General features: G+C 63.7%; 18 protein-coding genes and 1 pseudogene. 14 read left to right on the top strand and 5 right to left on the bottom strand.

The genetic code is table 11. The annotated features are described in order from the left end of the window. The first annotated feature begins 134 nt into the window (after positions 1–134). The 12 genes from BM357_RS08510 to BM357_RS08455 all read left to right on the top strand — a co-directional run bounded on the left by BM357_RS08510 (position 135) and on the right by BM357_RS08455 (position 13,275). The gene (locus tag BM357_RS08510; protein WP_074951668.1) at positions 135–1,946 is read left to right on the top strand and encodes an ABC transporter ATP-binding protein; all 1,812 of its coding nucleotides are present in this window, start codon (positions 135–137) and stop codon (positions 1,944–1,946) included. Beyond that, complete coding sequence (locus BM357_RS08505) at positions 1,943–3,964, top strand: ABC transporter ATP-binding protein (protein ID WP_074951666.1); 2,022 nt, start codon at positions 1,943–1,945, stop codon at positions 3,962–3,964. The genes BM357_RS08510 and BM357_RS08505 overlap by 4 nt, the downstream gene beginning before the upstream one ends. 52 nt (positions 3,965–4,016) lie before the next feature. Further along, positions 4,017–5,573: a xylulokinase gene (locus tag BM357_RS08500; protein WP_074951663.1), complete on the top strand. Its 1,557-nt coding sequence runs from the start codon at positions 4,017–4,019 to the stop codon at positions 5,571–5,573. Positions 5,574–5,647: 74 nt separating this feature from the next. After that, positions 5,648–6,469, top strand: coding sequence for a DeoR/GlpR family DNA-binding transcription regulator (locus tag BM357_RS08495; protein ID WP_074951660.1), 822 nt, complete (start codon positions 5,648–5,650; stop codon positions 6,467–6,469). Positions 6,470–6,579: 110 nt separating this feature from the next. After that, positions 6,580–7,380, top strand: coding sequence for a 5-deoxy-glucuronate isomerase (gene iolB, locus BM357_RS08490; RefSeq protein WP_074951658.1), 801 nt, complete (start codon positions 6,580–6,582; stop codon positions 7,378–7,380). Beyond that, positions 7,377–8,441, top strand: a complete 1,065-nt coding sequence (locus BM357_RS08485) for a M24 family metallopeptidase (RefSeq protein WP_074951656.1) — start codon at positions 7,377–7,379, stop codon at positions 8,439–8,441. Before iolB ends, BM357_RS08485 begins: the two co-directional genes overlap by 4 nt. Before the next feature lie 40 nt (positions 8,442–8,481). Then, complete coding sequence (locus BM357_RS08480) at positions 8,482–9,996, top strand: tagaturonate reductase (protein WP_074951654.1); 1,515 nt, start codon at positions 8,482–8,484, stop codon at positions 9,994–9,996. Then, positions 9,993–10,643: a bifunctional 4-hydroxy-2-oxoglutarate aldolase/2-dehydro-3-deoxy-phosphogluconate aldolase gene (locus tag BM357_RS08475; RefSeq protein WP_074951652.1), complete on the top strand. Its 651-nt coding sequence runs from the start codon at positions 9,993–9,995 to the stop codon at positions 10,641–10,643. The genes BM357_RS08480 and BM357_RS08475 overlap by 4 nt, the downstream gene beginning before the upstream one ends. A 232-nt stretch (positions 10,644–10,875) precedes the next feature. After that, positions 10,876–11,928: a glycoside hydrolase domain-containing protein gene (locus BM357_RS08470; protein ID WP_074951649.1), complete on the top strand. Its 1,053-nt coding sequence runs from the start codon at positions 10,876–10,878 to the stop codon at positions 11,926–11,928. A 5-nt stretch (positions 11,929–11,933) separates the two neighbouring features. Continuing rightward, the gene (locus BM357_RS08465; RefSeq protein WP_074951646.1) at positions 11,934–12,536 is read left to right on the top strand and encodes a hypothetical protein; all 603 of its coding nucleotides are present in this window, start codon (positions 11,934–11,936) and stop codon (positions 12,534–12,536) included. Positions 12,537–12,675: 139 nt separating this feature from the next. After that, entirely contained in the window at positions 12,676–12,903 is a 228-nt protein-coding gene (locus tag BM357_RS08460; RefSeq protein ID WP_139234632.1) for a hypothetical protein, read from the top strand. A gap of 57 nt (positions 12,904–12,960) precedes the next feature. Further along, positions 12,961–13,275, top strand: a complete 315-nt coding sequence (locus tag BM357_RS08455) for a LysM peptidoglycan-binding domain-containing protein (RefSeq protein WP_083430317.1) — start codon at positions 12,961–12,963, stop codon at positions 13,273–13,275. 113 nt (positions 13,276–13,388) lie between these two features. Here the strand turns inward: BM357_RS08455 and BM357_RS08450 are convergent, their stop codons facing one another. The 4 genes from BM357_RS08450 to BM357_RS08435 form a co-directional block, all read right to left on the bottom strand. After that, on the bottom strand, positions 13,389–15,272 hold the full coding sequence (locus BM357_RS08450) for an ABC transporter permease (RefSeq protein WP_074951637.1): 1,884 nt from the start codon (positions 15,270–15,272) through the stop codon (positions 13,389–13,391). Positions 15,273–15,309: 37 nt separating this feature from the next. Then, positions 15,310–16,089 (bottom strand): ABC transporter ATP-binding protein, encoded by a 780-nt coding sequence (locus tag BM357_RS08445; RefSeq protein WP_074951634.1) that lies wholly within the window; start codon positions 16,087–16,089, stop codon positions 15,310–15,312. A gap of 106 nt (positions 16,090–16,195) precedes the next feature. Next, positions 16,196–17,341, bottom strand: coding sequence for a sensor histidine kinase (locus BM357_RS08440; RefSeq protein ID WP_074951631.1), 1,146 nt, complete (start codon positions 17,339–17,341; stop codon positions 16,196–16,198). Further along, positions 17,338–18,120 (bottom strand): response regulator transcription factor, encoded by a 783-nt coding sequence (locus BM357_RS08435; RefSeq protein WP_425426531.1) that lies wholly within the window; start codon positions 18,118–18,120, stop codon positions 17,338–17,340. Before BM357_RS08435 ends, BM357_RS08440 begins: the two co-directional genes overlap by 4 nt. 508 nt (positions 18,121–18,628) lie before the next feature. Here BM357_RS08435 and BM357_RS08430 point away from each other — a divergent pair. Continuing rightward, positions 18,629–19,036: a GNAT family N-acetyltransferase gene (locus BM357_RS08430; protein ID WP_083430315.1), complete on the top strand. Its 408-nt coding sequence runs from the start codon at positions 18,629–18,631 to the stop codon at positions 19,034–19,036. Between the two features lie 1,066 nt (positions 19,037–20,102). After that, entirely contained in the window at positions 20,103–21,566 is a 1,464-nt protein-coding gene (locus tag BM357_RS08425; RefSeq protein ID WP_074951625.1) for a methyltransferase domain-containing protein, read from the top strand. 467 nt (positions 21,567–22,033) lie between these two features. On the opposite strand, the pseudogene BM357_RS19260 reads toward BM357_RS08425, so the two are convergent. Next, positions 22,034–22,166 (bottom strand): annotated as a pseudogene (locus BM357_RS19260) (IS256 family transposase); the annotation flags it as partial.

Here is a 22,166-nt window from a genome sequence, read left to right as displayed (position 1 = left end):
TCCCGGCGGCCCTTTTTCCATCCGTCCGCGTATACGGTCATCGAATCGGGTGTAGAATCTTGCGAAAATACACAGGAAGCCGCGAGCACAGACGGTACAGTCTGATATAATGGATTTTTGTTGGAGGGAACCCTGTGTTCAGCGTGTTGGCGAAACTCGGCTGGTTTTTCCGGACGCACTGGGTCCGGTACACCATCGCCATCGGCTTCTTGTTCATCCTCAACTTCGTGGAAATCATACCGCCCAAACTGATTGGCGATGCCATCGACGCGATGAGCCAAGGCACGCTCACCCCCGGACGGCTGGCCGCCATGCTGGGCTTGTACGCGCTGGTGATCCTCGTGTCGTACACGATGGGATTCACCTGGTCGTATCAGCTGTACGGCGGCAGCCGCCTTCTGGAGCGAACCCTGCGGCACCGCCTGATGCGCCATTTTCTCGACATGTCTCCGCCGTTTTTTGAGCGAAACCGGACCGGAGACCTGATGGCGCGGGCGACCAACGATGTGTTGGCGGTGTCCCAGACGGTCGGCTTTGGCATGTTGACGTTGATAGACTCCACCACCTTTTCGGCCACCATCCTCGTCACCATGGCGGTGTGGACCCACTGGAAACTGACCCTTCTGTCCTTGTTGCCGCTGCCCGTCATCGCGGCCTTGGTCACCCAGTACGGCAAGGTGGTGCACCGACGGTTCACGGAGGCCCAGGACGCCTTCGGCGACATGAACGACCAGGTGTTGGAGACCGTCTCCGGGATGCGCGTGCTGCGCGCCTTCGCCCAGGAGCAGGCGGAACAGGAACGGTTTGAGCGCGTCAACGAGGCGGTCTACCGGAGAAACGTCGCGGTGGCGCGCGTGGAAGCCCTGTTTGATCCGACCATCAAACTGCTGGTGGGCGCGAGTTACCTGATTGGCCTGGGCTACGGCGCCTATCTGGTGTTCCGCAGCGAGTTGACCCTCGGCCAGTTGACGGCGTTCAACGTGTACCTCGGCATGTTGATCTGGCCGATGCTGGCCATCGGCGAGCTGATCAACATCATGCAGCGCGGAAACGCGTCACTGGACCGCGTCCAGGAGACGCTGTCCCACCCGCAGGACGTGCGGGACGCGGACGATCCGGTCGAGATCGCGGTGCCGGAAGAAATTGTGTTCGATCACGTCACCTTCCGGTACCCGTCTTCGTCCGTCGACAACCTGAAAGACGTCACGCTGTCCGTCCGGCGGGGGCAGACCATCGGCATCGTGGGGCGCACAGGCAGCGGGAAGACCACCCTCCTGCGCCAACTGCTGCGCGAGTATCCCCCGGGACAGGGTGCCGTCCGGATCAACGGCGTGCCGCTGACTCGCATCCCGTTTGAGCGGCTGCGCGCGTGGATGGGCTACGTCCCGCAGGAGCCGACGCTGTTCTCCCGGCCGCTGGCGGACAATGTCCGCTTCGGGGCGCCGGATGCCAGCCGGGAAGCGGTCATCGCGGCCCTGGAGATGGCCGGTTTCAGGGAAGACCTGGCGGCGCTGCCCGACGGGATCGACACCATGGTGGGGGAGCGCGGGGTCACGCTGTCGGGCGGGCAGAAGCAGCGCATCGCCCTGGCCCGGGCGCTGATCAGGCAACCCGAGATCCTGATTTTGGACGACGCGCTGTCGGCCGTGGACGCCCGGACGGAGGCCCGCATCCTCGCCAACATCCGCAAGCTGCGGCGCGGGCGCACGACGTTCATCGCGACGCACCGCATGCCGGCGGTGGAACACGCCGACTGGGTGGTGGTCCTGGAGGACGGGCGAATGGTGGAGCAAGGCACGCCGCAGCAACTGCTCGGCCGCCCCGGGAGCTGGTTTCGTGAACAGTACCACAGGCAGCAGGCGGAGCAGTCGGAATCCGGTCCCGCGGACGAACCGGAGGATGTCGACGGCGGTGTGCGCGACGAGGCGAGGGATGGAGAGCCATGAGGGTGTGGAAAAGGCTCGGCGCCTACGCGTGGTCGCACCGGCGCGTCCTGGTGGCGGCTCTGGGGATGTTGGCGCTGGCGGTGGTCAGCGAGTTGAGCGGTCCGTTCATCGCGAAGCGGATGATAGACGTGCACATCTCCGGGATTGAACAGCCCTGGTACGAGGTGTCCGGACCCGCGCCCCAGGCGGTCCTGTACCGGGGCCACTGGTACGCGCGCGCGGATGAGTGGCCGGCGGGCGCGCCGCATGGCGGCGAGGTCCGCATTCTCCAGGTGGGGCGGGCGTTTTACTTCGTGCCGCAGGCCATTCCGGCGGATGGCGAGCGTTCGGTGGCGGACGGCCGCATCCGGGTGCAGCGGCAGGGACAGGTGGAAGAAGCGCCCGCGGTGCGGTTGTCGGCGGCGGACGTGTTCGCCTTCTACCGCCCGGAGGTGCCCGCGCTGTGGCGGCTGGCGCTGGTGTACGTGGGGCTCTTGGCGGTGTCGGCGGTGTTCACGTACGGCCACCAACTGCTCCTGCAGGTGATGGCGGGGCGCGTGCTGCAGCAGCTGCGACGGGACGTGTTCGCCCATATCCACCGGGTGCCGATGCGGTTTTTCGACACCACGCCTGCGGGGCGGGTGGTCTCCCGCGTCACCAACGACACCGAGACCATCCGCGACCTGTTTGTCACCGTGCTGGCCAACGTGGGATCGAGCGCCGTCTATCTGGCCGGGATCTACACGGCCCTGTTCCTCCTGGACGTCCGCATGGCGCTCATCTGCCTGCTCCTGTTGCCCCTGCTGGCGGGGTGGATGGTGCTCTACCGCCGGGCGGCCGGGGCCATCAACCACCGCGTCCGGGCGTTGGTGGGCGAGGTGAACGCGATGATCAACGAGACCATCCAGGGGATCTCGGTCATTCGCGCGTTTCACCGAGAGCGGCGGACGTTGGCCGAGTTCGACGCGGTCAACGGCGAGTTGTTCCGGGAGCAGACGCGGCTGCTGCGGATCAATTCGGCGACGGGCTGGAACCTGGCGGGCGCGTTGCGCAACCTGTTTTTCGCCGCGTTGATCGCCTATTTTGGTTGGCGGACGCTCCATCGCGTCAACCTCATCTCGTTCGGAGCGCTGTACGCTTTCACCGACTACCTGACGCGGCTGTTTCAGCCCGTCACCCAGGTGGTCAACCAGTTGGCCAACCTCGAACAGGCCCGGGTGTCGGCGGAGCGGGTGTTCGCGCTGCTAGACGAGCCTGAGGAAGACGGCGTGTCGGGCGAGGTGCCCAAGATCCGAGGGCACGTGGTGTTCGAAGACGTGTACTTCTCCTACGACGGGCGGCGCGATGTCCTTAAGGGCATCTCGTTTGAGGCCCGTCCGGGGCAGACGGTGGCCCTGGTGGGCCATACCGGATCGGGCAAGAGCTCCGTGATGAATCTGCTCTTCCGGTTTTACGAGCCGCGCGCCGGCCGCATTCGCATCGACGGCCGGGACCTTTCCACCCTCCCTCGGCGGGCCCTGCGCCGGCAGATGGCCATCGTCCTGCAGGATCCGTTTCTGTTCACCGGCACCATCGCCTCCAACGTGAGCCTGGGCAATCCGGACATCTCCCGTGCGCAGGTGGACGAGGCGCTGCGCGCGGTGGGCGCGGATCGTCTGCTTGGGCATCTGCCGAACGGGTGGGATGAACCGGTGCACGAGCGGGGCAGCACTCTGTCCTTGGGGCAGCGCCAGCTGATTTCGTTTGCGCGGGCGCTGGCCTGCCAGCCGGCCATCCTCGTCCTGGACGAGGCGACGGCGAACATCGACAGCGAGAGCGAGGCGGTCATTCAGGAGGCGCTGGAGGTCCTCAAGCGCGGCCGGACCACCTTCGTGATTGCCCACCGGCTGTCGACCATCCGGAATGCCGACCTGATCTTGGTCCTCCACCAGGGGAGGATTGTCGAACGGGGCACGCACGACGAGTTGATGGCGCTGCGCGGGCGCTACTTCCGAATGGTGCAGACGCAGACAGGGCTGGGCGCGCCCGTCGCCGACTGAGGCGCGCGGCGCGATTCACCGTTTCCACGCGATGGCGAGGGGAGATGCCGGCATGACGGCGCGCGAAGCGATCCTGGCGCTGGATTTGGGGACCACGGTGTGCAAGGCTGTCCTCTTCGGTCAGGCGGGGGAGGTGCTGGCGTCGGCGGAACGGAGGCTTGCGATGCGGCGGACCGGAGACGGTGGCGCGGAACAGGATCCGGAGACCTGGTGGTCAGCCGCCACCGCGGCCGTCCGGGCAGCGGTGGCCGGCGTCCCGCAGGTCTCTTTGGCGGCGATCGCGTTGTGTGCGCAGCGCGAGACGCTGGTGCCTGTCGATGAGCGGATGCGCCCGCTGCACGATGCGATGCTCTGGCTGGATGCGCGGGGGTCGGACCTCGCCGTCCGCTGGCGTGAACGCTACGGTCCCGCTCTTCAGGACTGGACGGGCCTGGTGCCGGGGGCGCCGTACAGCGCCGGCAAGATCCACTGGTGGAAGCAGCATCGGCCGGAGGTGGCTTCGCGGGCGCGCTGGTACCTTCAACCGAAGGATGATTTGGTCTACCGCTTGACCGGTCGTGTGGCGACCGACGTCACTCTGGCCGCGCGGACGCTCCTGTACAATGCCCGGGTGCGCGCCTGGCAGCCCGAGCTGCTGGCCGACCTCGGCATTGAGGAACGGCAGCTTCCGCCGGTCCTGGCGCCCGACGAATGGGTCGGGGAGGTCACCCGGGACGCGGCGGAGGCGTGGGGGATCCCGCCCGGCACGCCTGTTCTCCTCGGTGGCGGGGATCGGCCCTGCGAGGTCTTGGGATGCGCGTTGGCGCCGGGCGAGGTGATGGAGTCCAGCGGCACCACCAGCAACGTGGCCGCGGTCACGCGAGATCCCCGTCCGGGCCATCCCGCCGTTTCCGCCACGCCGCACGTCGTGCCGGGGCAATGGGTGTGGGAGCTGGGGCTGGCGGGGACGGGCGCCGGCCTCGAGTGGCTCGGCGCCTGGGTGGTGGAGGCACCGCACGGCTGGGCGGACCTCGACCGCCGGTTGTCCGCATCGCGGCCGGGCGCGGGAGGACTGCTCGCGCTGCCGTTTTTCCTCGGCGCCCGGGCTCCGCGTTGGAGCCCCGAGGCAGGGGGCGCCCTGGTCGGCCTGCGCGGGACGCAGGGCAGTCCGGATGTTGTCCGCGCGGTGGCCGAAGGGCTGGCGTATGAACTCAACGCGGCGCTGGGCGCGCTGCGCGCGGCGGGCGTCCGCGTGGAGGCGGTCCGGGTGACCGGCGGTCTCGCGCGCAGCAGCGTGTGGAACCGGATCAAGGCGAGCGTGTACCGCTGCCCGGTCCGCCAGGGACAGGTGGCGTACGGGGCGGCATTCGGCGCGTTCCTCCTGACGGCGCGCCGGCTGGGCTGGCCGGTGGACGACAAGACGGCCCGCCGCTGGAACCCGGTGGTCCGCGAGTACCTCCCGGACCCGGCGTGGGTCCGCCTGTACCAGACCGGGTATCAGGTGTACGAAGAGGTGTACCGCCGGCTCTCGCCCGCCTTCTCGGCGCTGGCGGCGTACCGGCGGTTGTCGGAGGAGGCGAGTCCACACAATCCCACGAATGCCCTCAATCCGGATGACGGGTTGTGTTGAGGACGGACGCTCGTTTGGTTAGAATGAGCCAAGAGGCAACGGGCCGCGGGAGACCGCGGCGGGAGGAGGAGGACATGCTGGGGGAGGTCCGCCAGAGGCAACTGCTCGACCTGTTGATGCGGCACAAATCCGTCCGCGTGCGGGACCTGACGGCCGCATTCGGTGTGTCGGAGGAGACCATCCGGCGCGATTTAAAAAAGCTGGAGGCGGATGGCCTCGTGCGGCGCACCCACGGCGGCGCCATCCTGCTCGAGGACGTGCACGTGGTGCCGCCTCCGCAGGTGCGCGCCCGCCAGAACCTCGACGCGAAGCGGCGGATCGCGGAACGGGCGGCGGCTCTGGTCCCAGAGCGGGCCACCGTCATGCTGGACAACGGATCGACGACGCTCGAGATCGCCCGCCGGCTCGCCGACCGCCCGGTGACGGTGGTGACGAACGACCTCGCCATCGCGATGGAGCTTTCCGGCTCCTGGCAGGCGCAGCTCATCGTCCTCGGCGGCGTCCAGCAGAAGGGCACCCTGACGCTGGTGGGACCCGAGTGTGAGGAAACCATTCGCCGCTATCACGTGGACGTGGTGTTTCTCGGCGCGGGCGGCATCAGTGTCCGGCAGGGCCTGACCACCGCGTCGAGCGCGGAGGGCCCGGTCAAACGGGCGATGATGGCCGCCGGGGAGCGGGTGTACTGCGTGGCCGACCGCAGCAAGATCGGGCGTGCCGCCTTGGTTTCCTACGCGCGGCTGGACGAGGTGGACGCCATCCTGACCGACGCCCCGCCGAATGTCCCGGGAGGTCCCGGTGGTGCGGACAGCGCGCCGGGCGGTGAGGGCGTGCGGGATTCCGGCGATCCGGATGTGGAGATGCTGGCCCGGAACGGGGCCAGGTTTTTGTTCGCCTGAGGAGACCCCCGTGGTGTGCACGGGGGTCTCTGGTTTTTCTATTGACTGAATTTGTGGCAAAGGTATAGAATGCGCTTGAAATCCAACACAAGCCAACAGGGGGATGCGCCATGCTGTTGATCCGCGCGCAGGAGACGAGCGGTTACCGGGAGGTGGTCGGCCGCGACAACGCGGCTGGCCTGCGTTGGCTGCGATTCGGCTTGATAGAACTAGAGCCCGGCCAGGCCTACCGCGGCCACACCGCGGACGAGGAGACGGTCTTGGTCCTGTTGCGTGGCCGTTGCGACATCGAGGCCGGAGGCGAGACGTACGCCGGCCTGGAGCGGGCGGACGTGTTCGCCGAGCGCGCCACCGCGGTGTACGTCCCGGTCAACGCCCCGTTCGCGGTCGTCAACACCGGGGATATCCGGCTGGAGGTGGCGGTGTGCACGGCCCCGGCCAGCGAGCGGCACCAGCCGTTCATCGTACGGCCCAGCGAGGTCCTGGTGAAGACGGTCGGGCGCGACAATTTCGAGCGCCAGGTGCACGACATCGTGGTGCAGAACGCCGAGGGACGCGTCCACCGCATCATCGTCGGCGAGACGTTCAATCCGTCCGGGAACTGGTCCAGTTATCCGCCGCACAAACACGATGATTACCAACCCGGAGTGGAGGCCTGCATGGAAGAGGTGTACCACTACCGCCTCCATCCGGAGCAGGGGTTCGGCCTGCAGGCCATCTACACCAGTGACCGTTCCCTCGACGAGGTGTACCGCGTCCAGCACAAGGACACGTTCCTCATCCCGGGCGGGTACCATCCCGTCTGCGCCGCCGCCGGGTACCAGCTGTACTACCTGTGGGTGATGGCAGGGGACAGGGATCGCGTCATGATCCCGCACGACGATCCGCTCCACACCTGGGTGCGCCAGTGACTCAGACACGTTTGGAACGGCTGCGCACCGCGCTCGCGGCGCGCGGCGTTCAGGGCGTGGTGGTCACCAGCCAGGCGACGCTGGCCTGGCTGTTCGGCGGACGGTTCCACGTCAACGTGGCCAGCGAATCGGGCCTCGCGGCCGTGCTGGTGGACCCAGCGCGCGTGGCGTGCCTGGTCAACAACATCGAGGCGCGCCGGCTGGAAGAGGAAGAGGGCCTGGTCGCCGACGAGTGGCACGTCTTCCCGTGGTACGACGAGGCAGAGCGGCAGCGGCGGCTGTCGGCGTGGCTGGCGCGCCCGGGCGTGGTGGCAGAAGCGGAGGTGGCCGCCGACATCCGGGCATTGCGCGCGCAGTTGGACGAGGAGGCGCAGGCCGCGCTGCGCGCCCTGGCGCGGGATGCCGCCACGGCGGTGGAGGAGGCCTGCCGGGCCCTGCAGCCCGGAGATCCCGAGTGGGCTGCGGCGGCGGGGATGGCGCAGCGTTGCCTGGCGTCCGGGGCGGAGCCGCTGGTTTTGCTGGTCGCCGGTGCGGACCGGGCGGCGCGGCATCGCCACCCGCTGCCGACAGGATCGGCCGTGGGAAGTTGCGCGCTTCTCTCCATCGGTGCCCGCCGGGCGGGTCTCGTGGCGTCCGTGACGCGGATGGTCGCCTTCGGGCTGGTTTCGGACGAATTGCGGGCCCGGCACGACGCCGTCGTCCGTGTGGATGCCGCCATGCTCGCCGCCTCAAGGCCGGGCGCCACCCTGGCCGAGGTGTTCCAAGCCGCCCAGGCCGCCTACCGGGCGGTGGGCTTTCCCGACGAGTGGCGTCATCACCACCAGGGCGGCTTGGCGGGGTACCAGTCGCGCGAGCGGCGGGCGGATCCGACGGCGGACGAGGTGCTGCAGGCGGGGCAGGCGGTGGCGTGGAATCCCACCATCGCCGGTGTGAAATCGGAAGACACGGCGTTGATTGGCCCGGACGGCATCGAGATCCTCAGCGACACGGGGCGGTGGCCGACCATTGCCGTGGAGACGGGGGCAAGCCGCATCGCCCGGCCGGCGCTGTGGGTGCGATGAACCGTCTGGGCCGTGAAGCCGAGAAACGGAGGATGTGCGGATGTTGCTGAACCGACAGGCGGTGGAGGACGGGCGGATCCCCGTGCCGGAAGCGGCGCGGCGGGCGCTCTCCTATCCTGAGCGGGTTCTGCAGGTGGGCGAAGGGAACTTTCTGCGCGGGTTCGTCGACTGGCTGCTCCACCGGCTGAATGTCGAGGGGCTGTTCCAGGGCCGGGTGGTCGTCGCGGCGCCGCGGCCGACGGGAGCCCGGAACGTCGCGCGCCTCAACGCGCAGGACGGCCTGTACACGGTCTGGCTGCGCGGGTATCTGGAGGGCCGGTTGGTGGATGAACGCGAGGTGGTGACCTCCGTCAGCCGGGCCATCGATCCGCACGCCGACTGGGCCGCCTTTCTCGCCTGCGCCGAACAGCGGGCCATCGAGGTGGTGGTCTCCAACACCACCGAGGCGGGGCTGAGGTACGAGGCGGAGCCGTGTCCCACCTCTGCGGCCCCCGCGACCTTCCCGGCCAAGCTGACCGCATACCTGCACCGCCGGTTTCGGGTCTTCGCGGGCGATCCCGCCGCCGGGCTCACGGTCATCCCCTGTGAGTTGGTGGACGACAACGGACAGGTGTTGCGCGACCTGGTCCTGCGCCACGCGCGGGCGTGGTCCCTGGGCGAGGCGTTCGCGGAGTGGGTGCAGACGGCCAACCACTTCTGCAACACCCTGGTGGATCGCATCGTCACCGGGTTCCCCACGGACCTCGGCGAGGCGGAACGCGTCGCCGCCCTCGGGTATGAGGACCGGCTGCTGACCGTCGGAGAGCCGTTTCACCTGTGGGCGGTCGAGGCCGACGCGCGCCTGAAGGCGCTGTGGCCGTTCGAGCGGATCGGCCTGAACGTGCGCTACACGGACGACGTCACGCCGTACCGCGTGCGCAAGGTGCGCATCCTCAACGGGGCCCACACGAGCCTCGCGCCGGTGGCGATGGCCTGTGGACTGGCCACCGTCCGGGAAGCGGTGGAGGACGCGGATGTCGGCCCGTTCTTGCGCCGCCTGGTGGACGACGAACTGGTGCCGGCCGCGGCGGCGGAGTTGGGGGATCGTGCGGAGGCGGAGGCCTTTGCCGCGGCGACGTTGGAGCGCTTCCGGAATCCGTTTATCCGCCACGAACTCCGCGCCATCCAACAACACGCCCTGGCGAAGGCGAAGGTCCGGCTGGTGCCGGCCCTCCTGCGGCACGCGCAGGCGCACGGCGATGCCCCGCCCTGGCTGTCCCTGGCGTGGGCGTTCCTGCTCCTCGGCTTCCTGCCCGGGGCGGCGGGCGAGGCGGCGGAGAACGATCCGCACGCACAGCGCGCCCTGCGGGACGCCTGGCGTGCCGAGGCGCAGGCGGGCCTGCACGATGCGGTCGCGGGAATGCTGGCTCTGCAGGACGTCTGGGGCGTCGATCTCAACGCCCTGCCCGGTTTCACCCAACGGGTCGCCGCTGCGGTACAATCGATCCGAGAGCACGGCCCCCGTCCCGCCCTGCGGGCGTGGATGGAGGCGCATGCGGGAGGAGAGGCGAAATGAATCCAGTCCTGGAGCGATTGTGCGAGGGCGGTGTGGTGGCCATCTTCCGGCGGGTCGACCGTCAGCACATTCAACCCTTGGTGGAAGCGGTGGTGAAAGGCGGCGTCCGGGCGGTGGAGCTGACAGTGGACTCGGACGGGGCGTACGAGACCATCCGGGCCATCCGCGACGCGGCCGGAGCCGACCTGTTGGTCGGCGCCGGCACGTTGATGGAGCCGGAACAGGTGGATCGCGCCGTCGAGGCGGGCGCCGACTTCCTGTTGAGCCCGCACTTGGACGTGGCCTTGTTGGCGCGTGCCGACCGCCTCGGGGCCCCGTTCATCCCGGGGGTCACGACGCCCACCGAGATCGTCCAGGCCCGGCGCGCGGGCGCGCAGGTGCTGAAACTGTTCCCCGCAGGACCGCTCGGACCGGCGTATCTGAAGGACCTGCTGGGGCCGTTCCGCGGTGTGGCGTTCCTGCCGACGGGCGGGATCACGCCCGACAACGCGCCGGACTACATCCGCGCCGGTGCACCCGCGGTGGGAATGGGCAGCGCCTTGGTCGATCCCGCCGACGTCGCGGCGGGCCGATGGGAAGCGGTGACGACGCGCGTGCGAGCGCTCGTCGACCGGGTGCAGGCGGCGAAACGCGGCCACACCCTTTGAGCCTCAGGCGGCGCACCCTCGGGGGTGCGCCGAAGGAGGCTTGGCGGGCGGTGCCCGCTTTTTTTTTTTTTTTTTGCCCTCGTGTCCTCCGGAGGGGCATGTCCGTGGCATCGAGCGTTTGGGGGGCGCAAGGCCGTCGTGCGCGCGGGGGCGGCGGTCGGGCGGCCTTCATACAATGGGGTGTTCCCCCGCGGGAACGAGGGGACAGGGAATGACGGCGAGGAGGGATTGTGTGAACGTGATCGCAAGGGCGGTCGACACCACCGTCTCGCTGTCCGGCGCACAGGCCCGGGCATTGCAGCGTCAGGGCATCGCGGCGGTGGGGCGGTACCTCGGCCGCAAGACGCACGGGTGGGCGAAAGCCATCACGCCGGCGGAAGCGCGCGCCATCACCGATGCTGGCTTGAAGATCTTCAGCATCTGGGAATCCAACCCCACTCGCGCGGGCTACTTCACTCGCGCGCAGGGGGTGAGCGACGCCCGGCAGGCGGTGGAGGAAGCGCGATGGGTCGGGCAGCCGGGCGGGAGCACCATCTACTTCACCGTGGATTACGACGCCGCGCCCGCCGATCTCCCGGCCATCTCGGCGTACCTGGACGGCGTGCGGGAAGGCCTCGCCGGCGCCTATCGCCTCGGCGTGTACGGAGGCCTCCTCGTCATCCACTCGGTGTCGGCGGATCACTACTGGCAGACCATCGCCTGGTCGCGCGGGGAGCTGTCCGCCAAGGCGGATGTGTACCAGATTGAGGTCGACACGGTATTGGCGGGGATGGACGTGGACATCGACAACATCTATCGCGATCCGGGGTGGTGGACGGTGGCGCTGTATCCCGCGATTCACGCAGAGGTGGAAGGAAAGGACATGGCGGCGATTGTGGTCAACGGATCGACGTACGTGTTGTACACGGCCCTCGACCTGTTGGGCACGCCGTATCACCTGGTGACGGAAAACGGGCGGTACACCGGGATGATGAACATCGACGGGGTGAACGTGCAGGGGGTCCTTTACGACGGGGCCACTTACATCCCCTGGACGGCTCTGGCGCCGAACATCCAGGCGCAGCCGCTGCCGGGGGGCGGGTGGAATTTCGTCCTCCCGAAGCCGCCTGCGACAGACGTCGCGCCGACCGATCCGCTGGCTGCGGCCATCACCTTCTCCTTGCAGCACGGATTGATGACCAACGACCCCGGCGGCGCGTTTCATCCGGAGCGGCCGGTGACCCGCGGCGAGTTAGCGACGGCGCTGCTGCGCCTGTACAACACCTTGAAATTCAACGGAGGGTGAGCGTCATGAACGTGTCGGTGTGGAACGACCTGTTGACCATCCTCGGCACGGCTGTCACCGTGTTGGCTGGCCTGTTTGGGCTCAACCGCCGGTGGCCGCTGTTGAGCAAGACCATCCAGTGGCTGGAGCACGACGGAGCCACGTTGATTGAAGATGTCGGGAAGTTGGCCAAGGACGTTTCCGGTGCGCCCATCTTCCAGTCCGGGGCCAGTGGGGGTGGCGGTGCGGCCGCTGGAGCGGGGGGCGGCAGTGTCGGCGGACCGGGTCGTTTGTCCGGCACGGGGGGCGTGGCGGCGCCGTCCGGCACCCCGGCGACAGCGCCTGCGGTCGACGCGGTGCTCCGCGCGGAACTGGGCCGGGTCGCCCTGGTGGGGCTCCACGCCTTCGGGCAGACGCTCGACAGTCTGTCCGCGGATCAGAAGAAGGCCCTGGCCTTCTACATTGCCAGCCGGATTCCGGGGGTGAGCGAGCAGGACATTGAGGCGGCCTTGCAGGCCATGCAACGGGAGGCGGACGCTGCGGCCCGGTCGGCGCTCTTCCAGAGTGCCAACGCGTTCACCGAAGCGCAGAAGGCGCTGCAGTGGCAGCAGGAGCGAAAGGAAGCCTGAACCACCGGGCATATCTCCCACCCCGGCCATGGCCCGACCCCATACGCTGTGGCAACCACGCGGCCCACCGGCGCACCCTCGCAATCTTCCATCGATGACCGAATCCTTTAACAAGATGGAAATGTGGGAGACGATGGACATGGCGTTGGCCTATTGTATGGTGTGCAGATCCTGGATGGATGAGCGGGACATGGTATACACGTTCCGGACCGGATTCGTACGGGTAGCGGGCGTGGATCACCCGCTCGGCGTGTGCGGCAAGCGCGATGAGCCGCATCTGCGCGTCGTCTCGCCCATGTTGACGCGCCGGGAGGACAGGAGTCTGTCTCCCAACGCGGTCCGAACGGACACGTGGACGGGGACGTAGCGTGATTCAGGTCTGAAGCTGGGGCGGACGAGCATAGGGTGATGGGGAGAAGGGCGGATGCACCGCCCGACACTCGGCCCGGAGGGATGTCCTGTGCGCTCGTCCTCGTATCTGAAGGTGTTGGCGGTCCTGGTCGGTGCCCTGTGCTTTGCAACCGCGGCGATGGCGGTGGTGCCGCACAGCCGGCTGCGTGCGGACGCATGGACGCGTGTCCAGGTGGCACCGGGGGACACCCTGTACGAATTGGCCCGGCGGTTCGATCCCGCCGACGATTATCGCGTGGTGGTGCGGTCCATCCTGGAGGCGAACCACCTTCCCTCGGCGCAGATCTATCCGGGGCAGACGCTCCGTATCCCGTTGCATAACGGCTGAGGTCAACGCCTGCGGCGGTCGTACGAGAAGGGGCCGGTCCCTCCTGCCGGAACGGCCGGGATGGCCACGACGGCTTCGAGGAGGGGACGGCCCCCGGGGGACAGCGGGCACCGCTACGGCAGAACCTGACGGGCGTAGCGAATGCGCGCCACGGCAAAGTAGAACGCGGTCAGTGCGATGTAGATCCCAGCGACGACGACAAACACCGGCCACGGGTTTCCCTTAACGGCAATCAGGTGCGAGAAGTCCACCATGGCCACCGTGCTGTGCACCAATCCGACCACGACCGGTGCGAAGAAGAGGAGGAGCAGTTCCCGCGTCAAGGTCTTGTGCACTTCCCGATCCCGCATGCCGATCCGCAGCAGGCTGGAAAACTGCCGCTTGTCGGTAGCCATCTGCCACTGCAGCCGGAAGTAGAGGACCGTCGCGCAGGCCAGCAGGAACAGGACGCTGACGAAGAATCCGGCGAAGATCATGGTCGCCAGCGTCTGGGTCACCTCCGAATCGACGTCGGCACGCGCCGTCAAAAACGGCTTTTGACCCGCATTCAGGCGATTTTGCAGGGCTGACGTGGCCACCAGCGCGTGTTTCCAGTCGGGCACGTCAAACCCGGTGATCTCGTATTTCGCCGTTTCGGGCAGGGCGTCGGTCAGCTTTGCGTAATCCGCATCCGACACTTCCAGCACAAAGTCTGAAACCCTGCCCATTTGTTCGTTCAGGATGCGGGCGTCGTATTGCCCGTTCAGATGAAAGGACATCTCCGGGACATCGAGCACACGAATCTGATTCGTGGAAAACAAGGGTTTTTGCAAGACCAGCGGATAGTTGACGAAGACATTGGCGCGCCCTGAGCCCGGCGCCGGTGGAGCGTCCGTGAGAAAGCTCCGCGTTTCAGGCTCTGCGTCCATCAAATGCTGGCGAACCCGTTCAAACGTCGAGGCGGAGACCACGGTGATGTGCACCGGCTGCGATCCCGCCTGGCCCGCCTCCTCCGCGCGGACAGCCGCGACGGAAAACGTGACCTGGCCGGCCACGGGTGTCCCGGACGCTGCCAATTGGCGACTGACGTCGTTCGCCGTCAACGGAAAAGCACCGGCTTGCGGTCGAATGAGCATGACGGGAAACGGATCGACCTGGGTCGAGTTTTGGTGGACCAAGGACTTCAGGCCAAACACCGCCCCCATTCCGCTCAGCACCGTGGCGGACAACAGCGTGACGACCGTCAGCACGAGCGCGTTGTCCCTCACGCGGTGCGCGAACCGGGCGACGACCAGCAGCGACACGCCGTGCAGGGGCCGTCTCCGCAACGCGCCCAGGACCTTGACGGAAATTTGCGTGAAGAGAAGATAGGTGCCGAGTGCCGTCAACCCGATGATGGGAAAGAAGTTGACGATGATGTTCAGGCTGTGCGCGATGGCGAGATCGTAGGCGATGGCGATGGAAGCTATGCCCAGCGCGACCAGCCACCACGACGCCTTGTCCGCCCTCTGCCGCGCCCTTTCGGCCAGCATCAGGCTCTTCGGCGTGTGCAGGGCGGTGCGTGCGGCGGTGATGAATCCCTCGAGGACGAACACGGCCCCGAAGAGCGCCACCGTGAGCAAAACGGACTGGGCGGGCAGCGCGAACGGAATGGATACAGGCAAGTTCAAGAGCGCGCCCATGGCCATCAGGAAGAGCTTGAGAAACACCGTCCCGAGCGCGATGCCCGCCGCGATGGCCGCCAGGCCGGTGACGATGCTTTCCGCAAACACGGTTCGCCACACTTGCCCCGGGGTCATTCCGAGCACCCGAAACAGCGCGAACTCGCGGCTCCGCATGCGAATGAGCGCCGCATGGAAAAACAGGATGAAGAAGACGGCAAAGAACAGGATGATGTACTCACATCCGCCGAGCACGTACCTGGCGCGGGCGGTCATGTACCCCTGTTTCACATGAGGATTGAGGGTGAAGCTGGAGAACATGAAAAACACCAGGACTGCGCAGGTGCTCGACGCCATGTATCCCAGGTACCTCCTGGCGTTGTGGAGGAGGTTCTTACATGCGAGTCGGCGCCATGTCATAGCTCGTCCCCTCCAATACCGCCAGAGCTTGCAAGATTTCCTGGAAAAACTGGCTGCGGGAGCTGGGGGCATCCAAATGCGAGAAGACCTGGCCATCCTTGATGAAGACGACCCGCTTGCTGTAGCTGGCGGCGAACGGGTCGTGCGTCACCATGAGGATGGTCGACTCCTGCTCGCGGTGCAGTTTGGCAAAAACCTCAAGCAGAGCCTTTGCGGACGCCGAATCGAGGTTTCCCGTCGGCTCATCCGCGAGGACCAAGGCGGGTTGGTGCACGACCGCTCGAGCCACGGCGATGCGCTGTTGCTGACCGCCGGACAGCTCATACGGATACCGGTCGGCGTATTCGCCCATGCCCAGGTACTCGAGCATCTCGAGGACCTTCTTTCGCACAGCGGCCCCCCGTTTGCCGTCGAGCGCCAGCGGGAGCGCCACGTTTTCGGCCGCCGTCAGGCTGTCCAGCAGGTTGTAATCCTGAAATACAAATCCGAGTTGCCGGCGGCGGAACAACGCCAGTTCGGACGCGCGCATCTTGGCCAGTTCCTGTCCGTGAATGCGCAGTTCACCGCTCGTCGGCCGGTCGATGCCCGCCAGGATGTTGAGCAGCGTCGTCTTGCCGCTGCCCGACGGGCCCATAATGCTCACGAATTCCCCCCGGTTGACTTCGAGATCGATTCCGTTGAGCGCCTTCGTCACGGCCCTCGCGTGTCTCGATCCGTACACTTTGGTCAACCGCTTCGCCGTGAGTACGTTCACGGTGTCATACCTCCTGTTGCTTCGTGTCACCGTGAGTATGCCAGTGACAAGGGGCGCCGTTCCTTGTGCGAACCTTACATCCACGCCCGTCCACCTTACAATTTTGTCACTCCGTCTGACCGCCGCCGTCGTTGGATGCCGTTCCCGTCATCGCGGGGCGGTAGTAGTCGGCAACGCGGATCCGGAACACGACGGTGGTCCCTCGGCCGACCTCGGAGGAGATCTCCACCTCATGGCCCAGCCGATCCGCCGCCTCCTTGACCAGGTACAATCCCATGCCTGTCGCCCTCGAGTGCGTGCGCCCGTTCTCGCCCGTGTAGAACGGCCGAAACACGTGGCGAATGTCCCGCTCCGGGATGCCGATGCCCTCGTCCCGAAACGCCAACCGGACCGTGTGCTGTTCCTCGGATACCCGAATTTCGAAGGAGGACGGAAGGGTTTGGCCATGCTCGTCCACCTTGACGCCGTACTGCAGGGCGTTGCGGATGATCTGATCGACCATGAACGACAGCCACTTGCGGTCCGATACGACCCAGACTGCATGAGGGGGAGCTTCCAACCGCGGGTACAACTTGCGGCGGATCCACGCGCTTTTATGGTGGTTCACCACGTCCCGAATCAGCCTCACGACGTCCAGCCGCTCCATCCTGGCGTCGAACGAGAATGCGGTCAGGCGCGACGTGTACAGCATCGCGTTGATGGACGCTTCCAACCGGCGGCACTCTTCGTCCAGCGTGTCGAGCTGCGCGTTGGTCAATGCCCGCTTAGGGTTACCTGACTGCCGGTCTCCCGGCCCCTGGCGCAGTTCCTGTTCCAACAACTGCAGGACCGTCACAGGGGTCTTCATTTGGTGCACAAAGCGCACGGTGAACGTTTCGAAGAAGTTCTGGCGTTCTTCCAACGCGGCGATCTGAGCACTGTAGGCCCTGTGATAACGTTTCAGGAGTTCATTGAACCGCCGCTGCTCGTGCGTGATCGCCCGCAGCGGAACGTCTCCGGACTGCAAGGACAGTTCCCCGTTCAGACGGGTCCTCATGTCCTGATAGAACGGACGCCGCAGCAGGTATTCGACGAGGACATACAGGAGGAGCGCAAACCATGCCAGCGACAGCGCGTACAGTTCGAGCGACCACCGCAACACCACGCCCTGTTCCATCGCGGCAAACCAGCAGACGAGCCACATCAACCCCGTGCCGGCGAGGAAGAACGCAATCACCCGCCACTGATCCCGCAGAAATGCCCAGAATGTCATCCCGATTGCCCTCCACGCCAATCCAGCCGGTATCCCAATCCGCGGACCGTGACAATGGCGCCGCCCAGGCCGAACGACCCCAACTTGCGGCGCAGCCGTGCGACATTCACGGTCAACGTGTTGTCGTCCACAAATTCAGCGTCGTCCCAGATGGTCTCCAAGAGGGTGTCTCGGGCGACCACCTGTCCGTTGGCCGCGAGCAGTTCCCGCAGCAACGTCCCTTCCGTCTTCGTCAGAGATTCGGTTCTCTCGTCCGACTCCACGACGAGTTTTCTGAGGTCAATCTTCACGTGACCGATGACAACCGTGTCACTGACCGCCTCGCCCAGTCGAGGAATCTCCGCGTACTCCCCGTACGTTCTCCGCAGCAACGCGCGAATCTTGGCCATCAACACGTCCGGATGGAACGGTTTTGTGATGTATTCGTCACCGCCGCTGTCCAACGCGTACACTTGGTCCATGGACCCGTCCCGTGCGGACAGGAAGATGATGGGCGTCTTGGAAAACGAGCGAATTTGCCGGCACCAGTAAAAGCCATCGTAGTATGGAAGATTGATGTCCAGCAAGATGAGGTCGGGTTGAACCCGTCTCGCTTCCTCCGCCACGTTGCGCAGTTCCTCGGCGACGTGCACCTCGTATCCAAACCGCTCCAACTGCTGCTTGAGATACGACGCAAGGGCAGCGTCGTCTTCAACAAGAAAAATGCGGTTGTACAGTTTGAACAGCCCCCTCACACGAACGTCCGTGGTGCGCAGGCGACACACGGATTGCTCTGGCATGGATTCTCTGCTAAACACGGACGATGCCGCAAGAATTGCACCGAGGATTTGTCCTATCATGTATGGTACAACGTCTCGAATGTCGTGAAAGCAAGGCGTCCAATCGGTGCGGAGATTTCACCCGAACTCGTCCGACGGTTTTTTCATGCTCCCGACGTGCGGAGGCGTTGCAGCGCCCCGCTTGGTCTTCAAATCCAGTTGGACAGGGGGGAGCTTCGGCGACATCGCGGCGCTGGTGGCAGTCCGATGAGGCCGTCCGATACAATGAATGGTGGAGTTCGGGGCCAGCTCGAGAGATGGGTTTCAACGACACCGGGCTGCCTGCCACCGATGGGAAAGTGTTGTCTAACGGCGGCCATCTTATTGTTCGCTTGCTCCAGCACACGGAACGGGGACGGGAGGCCAAATAACGAACAAAGGCGCACAATGGGAAGTACTGCATCCACAGGAACAAGACGACATCCTCTGGCTCCAAGACCTGTGGAATTCCGAATGGGGAGGTGACGTCATGGTCAGCCGTGGTCACGTCTATCGGCTTGTCGACCTGGCATCCCTCATCGTCAAGGTCCGTGGCGAGCCTGTCGGCGCGGCGACATACCGTTTTGATGACAACGGCGGATGCGAACTCATGAGCCTCAACACCACAAAACCAGGTGTCGGAGTGGGTACGCGGTTGCTCATGGCGGTAGAGGATGAGGCTCGCGCGGCTGGTTGCCAGAGCGTCTGGCTCATAACCAGCAACGACAATGTGGAAGCGCTGCGATTTTATCAACGGCGGGGTTATCGAATCAAAGCCGTTTACCCTGGTGCGATTGATGAAGCGAGAAAAATCAAACCGGCGATTCCCGTGATTGGAAACCACGGGATTGAGATTCACGACGAGATCGAACTGGCAAAAGAGGTTGGCGTGCGATGACCGTAGGAGCGCCCTGGAAACGCAGGGGCTTTTCAGCCCCTTTCCGGTGGCTGACAAGGGCTCTTGACACGTACAGTCGCTATAGCGCAAGCACTGTGATCATCTCTTCAAACATCTCTAGGACGGATATCCCCTTCGGCCAGTAACCTTTGGGTTTCCCCGGCAGGATCGGTTCCTCTTCCTGATTCATTTTCTCGCACAGGATGTGCTCGAGTGCACTATATAACAACAGTGACATCAGTCACAAAACGTCTTCACCCTGTCGGCGCGGTGTAGGTAGAAAGGCCCGACGTGATACGGGCTTGTCAGTTACGAAACCGGCCCTCCACCTCAGCTTGCTCCTTGTAGAGCCTCAAAACCGCCTCGTCGGCCAATCTCTGGTCGTCCCGAATGTTCGTGATGACGACAAACGTCGCGTCTTGCTCGCGCCAGGTCAGCAAAACGTCTTTGCTTGGAGGTTCAATCCCAATCTGAATTCCGCAGCGGGTGACGACGGAAGGTGCTGGTTCATCCTTGCGTGGTCCGCCCCGTCGAGTTCGCTTGTCTTGATTCACAACAGGCTTCAACGTCGTTCCTATCCGATGAAGTTTACTGTGGTGTGCCCTGCAGAAGTCCTCTGTTTCCACCGAGCCGTCCCTCATATCCACACAATGTCTTGGACAGTGCTGTCGCCGCTTGTTCCAACTCCTTTCGTTCTCGTTCCAACACATCTGACATCTTGTGCTCCTTGCGCGCATCCAGGCTGCGCGAGTGCACGACGACAAATTAATACTGATGGCCGTACAGTTCGCGCTGAAACGCTTGATGTTATGTGACTACGAATGGCTTGACAATGTTGTGGACTGTACATGTTACTTACGATGCGGAAGAAGAGAATGCAGAGCCTTATCAACGTGTTCCCAAGAAAATTATGACAGAACGTAAACACATATCTGAATACACTCAACATGTTGGATATTCCTCCGGTAATATCCCTCTTCGGCGGGTTGTTCTTTTTGTACTGACTGTCCCGGCAGGAATTTCATGTTATGTGCCTAAATTTTTAATCAATAGGAGGTGTCGTTCAATGATCAACAAGCTGGATCTTGACATTTTCATTGAAACAGGGCGAATAATGATTCGTGACGGCATCGTCATTGCGCCTTGGTTGACGTGGGGAAAAGGGGAACATCGAATCTCGTTCACTTTATTTACGGATATAAGAACTTGGTCCAGACACTTTGCAGCTCAACATTGGCGACCTGATTGGACGATGGATATATTTGGGGGTCAGCCGATTCATGTAGAGAGAGCTGCCGAGGCTTGCCGTGAGGCAGTCTCGAGTACGGCTGTATATTTGTGTCATCTAGAATTGGGTACTTTAACGGTTACAGAAGAAATGGTGAGCGTAGCACAGCGGTTGACGGAAAACTTCGTTGAAAAAGTTGGCCTGAAAGATTTCGTAACGTTTTACTTGCTCACGAACATGTACGAGGACCTTCAAGTTCTTCACTATTACGGATCAATACACGTCAATGACTTTCTTCAAGGCGATATCCATCGTCCTTGGGGGACCAATACTTTAACAAGCGAGTTTAAACAGGCAGTGGCGTCACGACTGGTGACTGTGCGCGATGGCTTTGTCGAACTTACACATTACGGAAATGAAGTGCTGCAATCCATCACGCGTGTGTTTGTCGAATCCGGTTTCCTAAAATTCCGCTCCCGGTTGGTTCGGCTCAATAACTTCAACAACTTAGAGGATGTAGAATCTCTTACAAATATCTTGATTCCTAGTTCAGCTAGTATTAGAAAATCGTTACTTGAGTTAAGTGAAATCCAAGCAGGCTCACATGTACTGGAATTGGGATGTGGTACAGGGGCGTACACTTTTGACGCGGGTCTATTTCAAGCAGTTGGTCCAAACGGTTATTTAGTGGTAACCGATCCCTCAACCGGCATGCTGTCAACCGTGAGGCGAAAACGTGATGATTACCATGCAGAGTGGGTGCATGTGGTACGTGCTCAGGCTGAACGTCTTCCCTTTCCCGATAACATGTTTGACAGCGTGACTGGATGTGGCTTCTTGCACCTAACCAACATTCATGAGGCATTACGTGAAATAGCACGGGTCTTAAAGCCGGGCGGGACATTTAGTACGTTCTATCCGTTACATTTTCCTGTACGGAGCGATTTCTTTTTAGAGTGGTTCGAGCCGTTGTTGAGCCTAGAATCTAAAGCAAGCCATCCGGATGTATTGCCAGATTCTGATACGGTGCCGGCAGCGATGAAGTCATTGTTTGAAATCATTCGTCTTGATGAATTCGAACATGAAATACATTACACTTCACCTCAAACAGTTGTTGAATTTTTCGTAGAAGTAACAAATTTGTTTGAAGAAAAAACCGCGATCCTGCCGTGGCGTGCTCGACAAGACCTGATTCAAAGACTGATTCAGCGGGGTGAAGAGATTTGCCGGAAATACCAACCTGAATCCCTGGTGGAGAGACATCCAGCACAGATGATACGAGCGGTCGTGAAGTCCAAGTAGGTATAAAACTCCAATGGCGAGGTTCCATATATAGTGCATTGTTGTCCCGTTACAAAACGCCGAAGGCGGGATGATCAATGGCTACAGCGTACTGCATTTTATGTCGTCGCTTTCGAGATGCGGATGATATGGGCCGCATTTTCACGACAGGATTCACCAGACTGGACGGTATCGATCACCCACTTGGTGTGTGCAAGGAATGTGATGAGCGACGCACAGATAAACAGCATGTCCGACACGACGTGGGTAGTGTCCCGTCAAGTGGTGTAATTTCACCGTTTGTGTCTAATTTGTGACGTCGCTGGCTTTGCCCCGTTGGGGGGATTATATCGACCGTCGTCGCTCCGTCAAGGGGCGCTGCGCTCGTCCTGTCGGACGCCCTTGACGTCGCCCCTGCCGGTCGAATTTGAGCACTTAGGGGACAAAGCCAAGGTTTGCGTGTGGCATACACGCCCACCTCCTCGTTGCTATTTCTGCAGCACTGCCTCTGCGGCCAGTAGCGTTTGGTCTGGCTTCAGTCTCGCCATAGACTCCAGGCTGAAGTAGCGTCGAGATACCATCCACTCCTCATGCTGCTCCTGCAATATGGCCCCCATTAGG

It is taken from the genome of Paenalicyclobacillus macrosporangiidus (assembly GCF_900116805.1).
GTDB classification, from domain to species: Bacteria; Bacillota; Bacilli; order Alicyclobacillales; family Alicyclobacillaceae; genus Alicyclobacillus_H; species Alicyclobacillus_H macrosporangiidus.
This window is presented reverse-complemented; position numbering and strand designations above follow the sequence as displayed.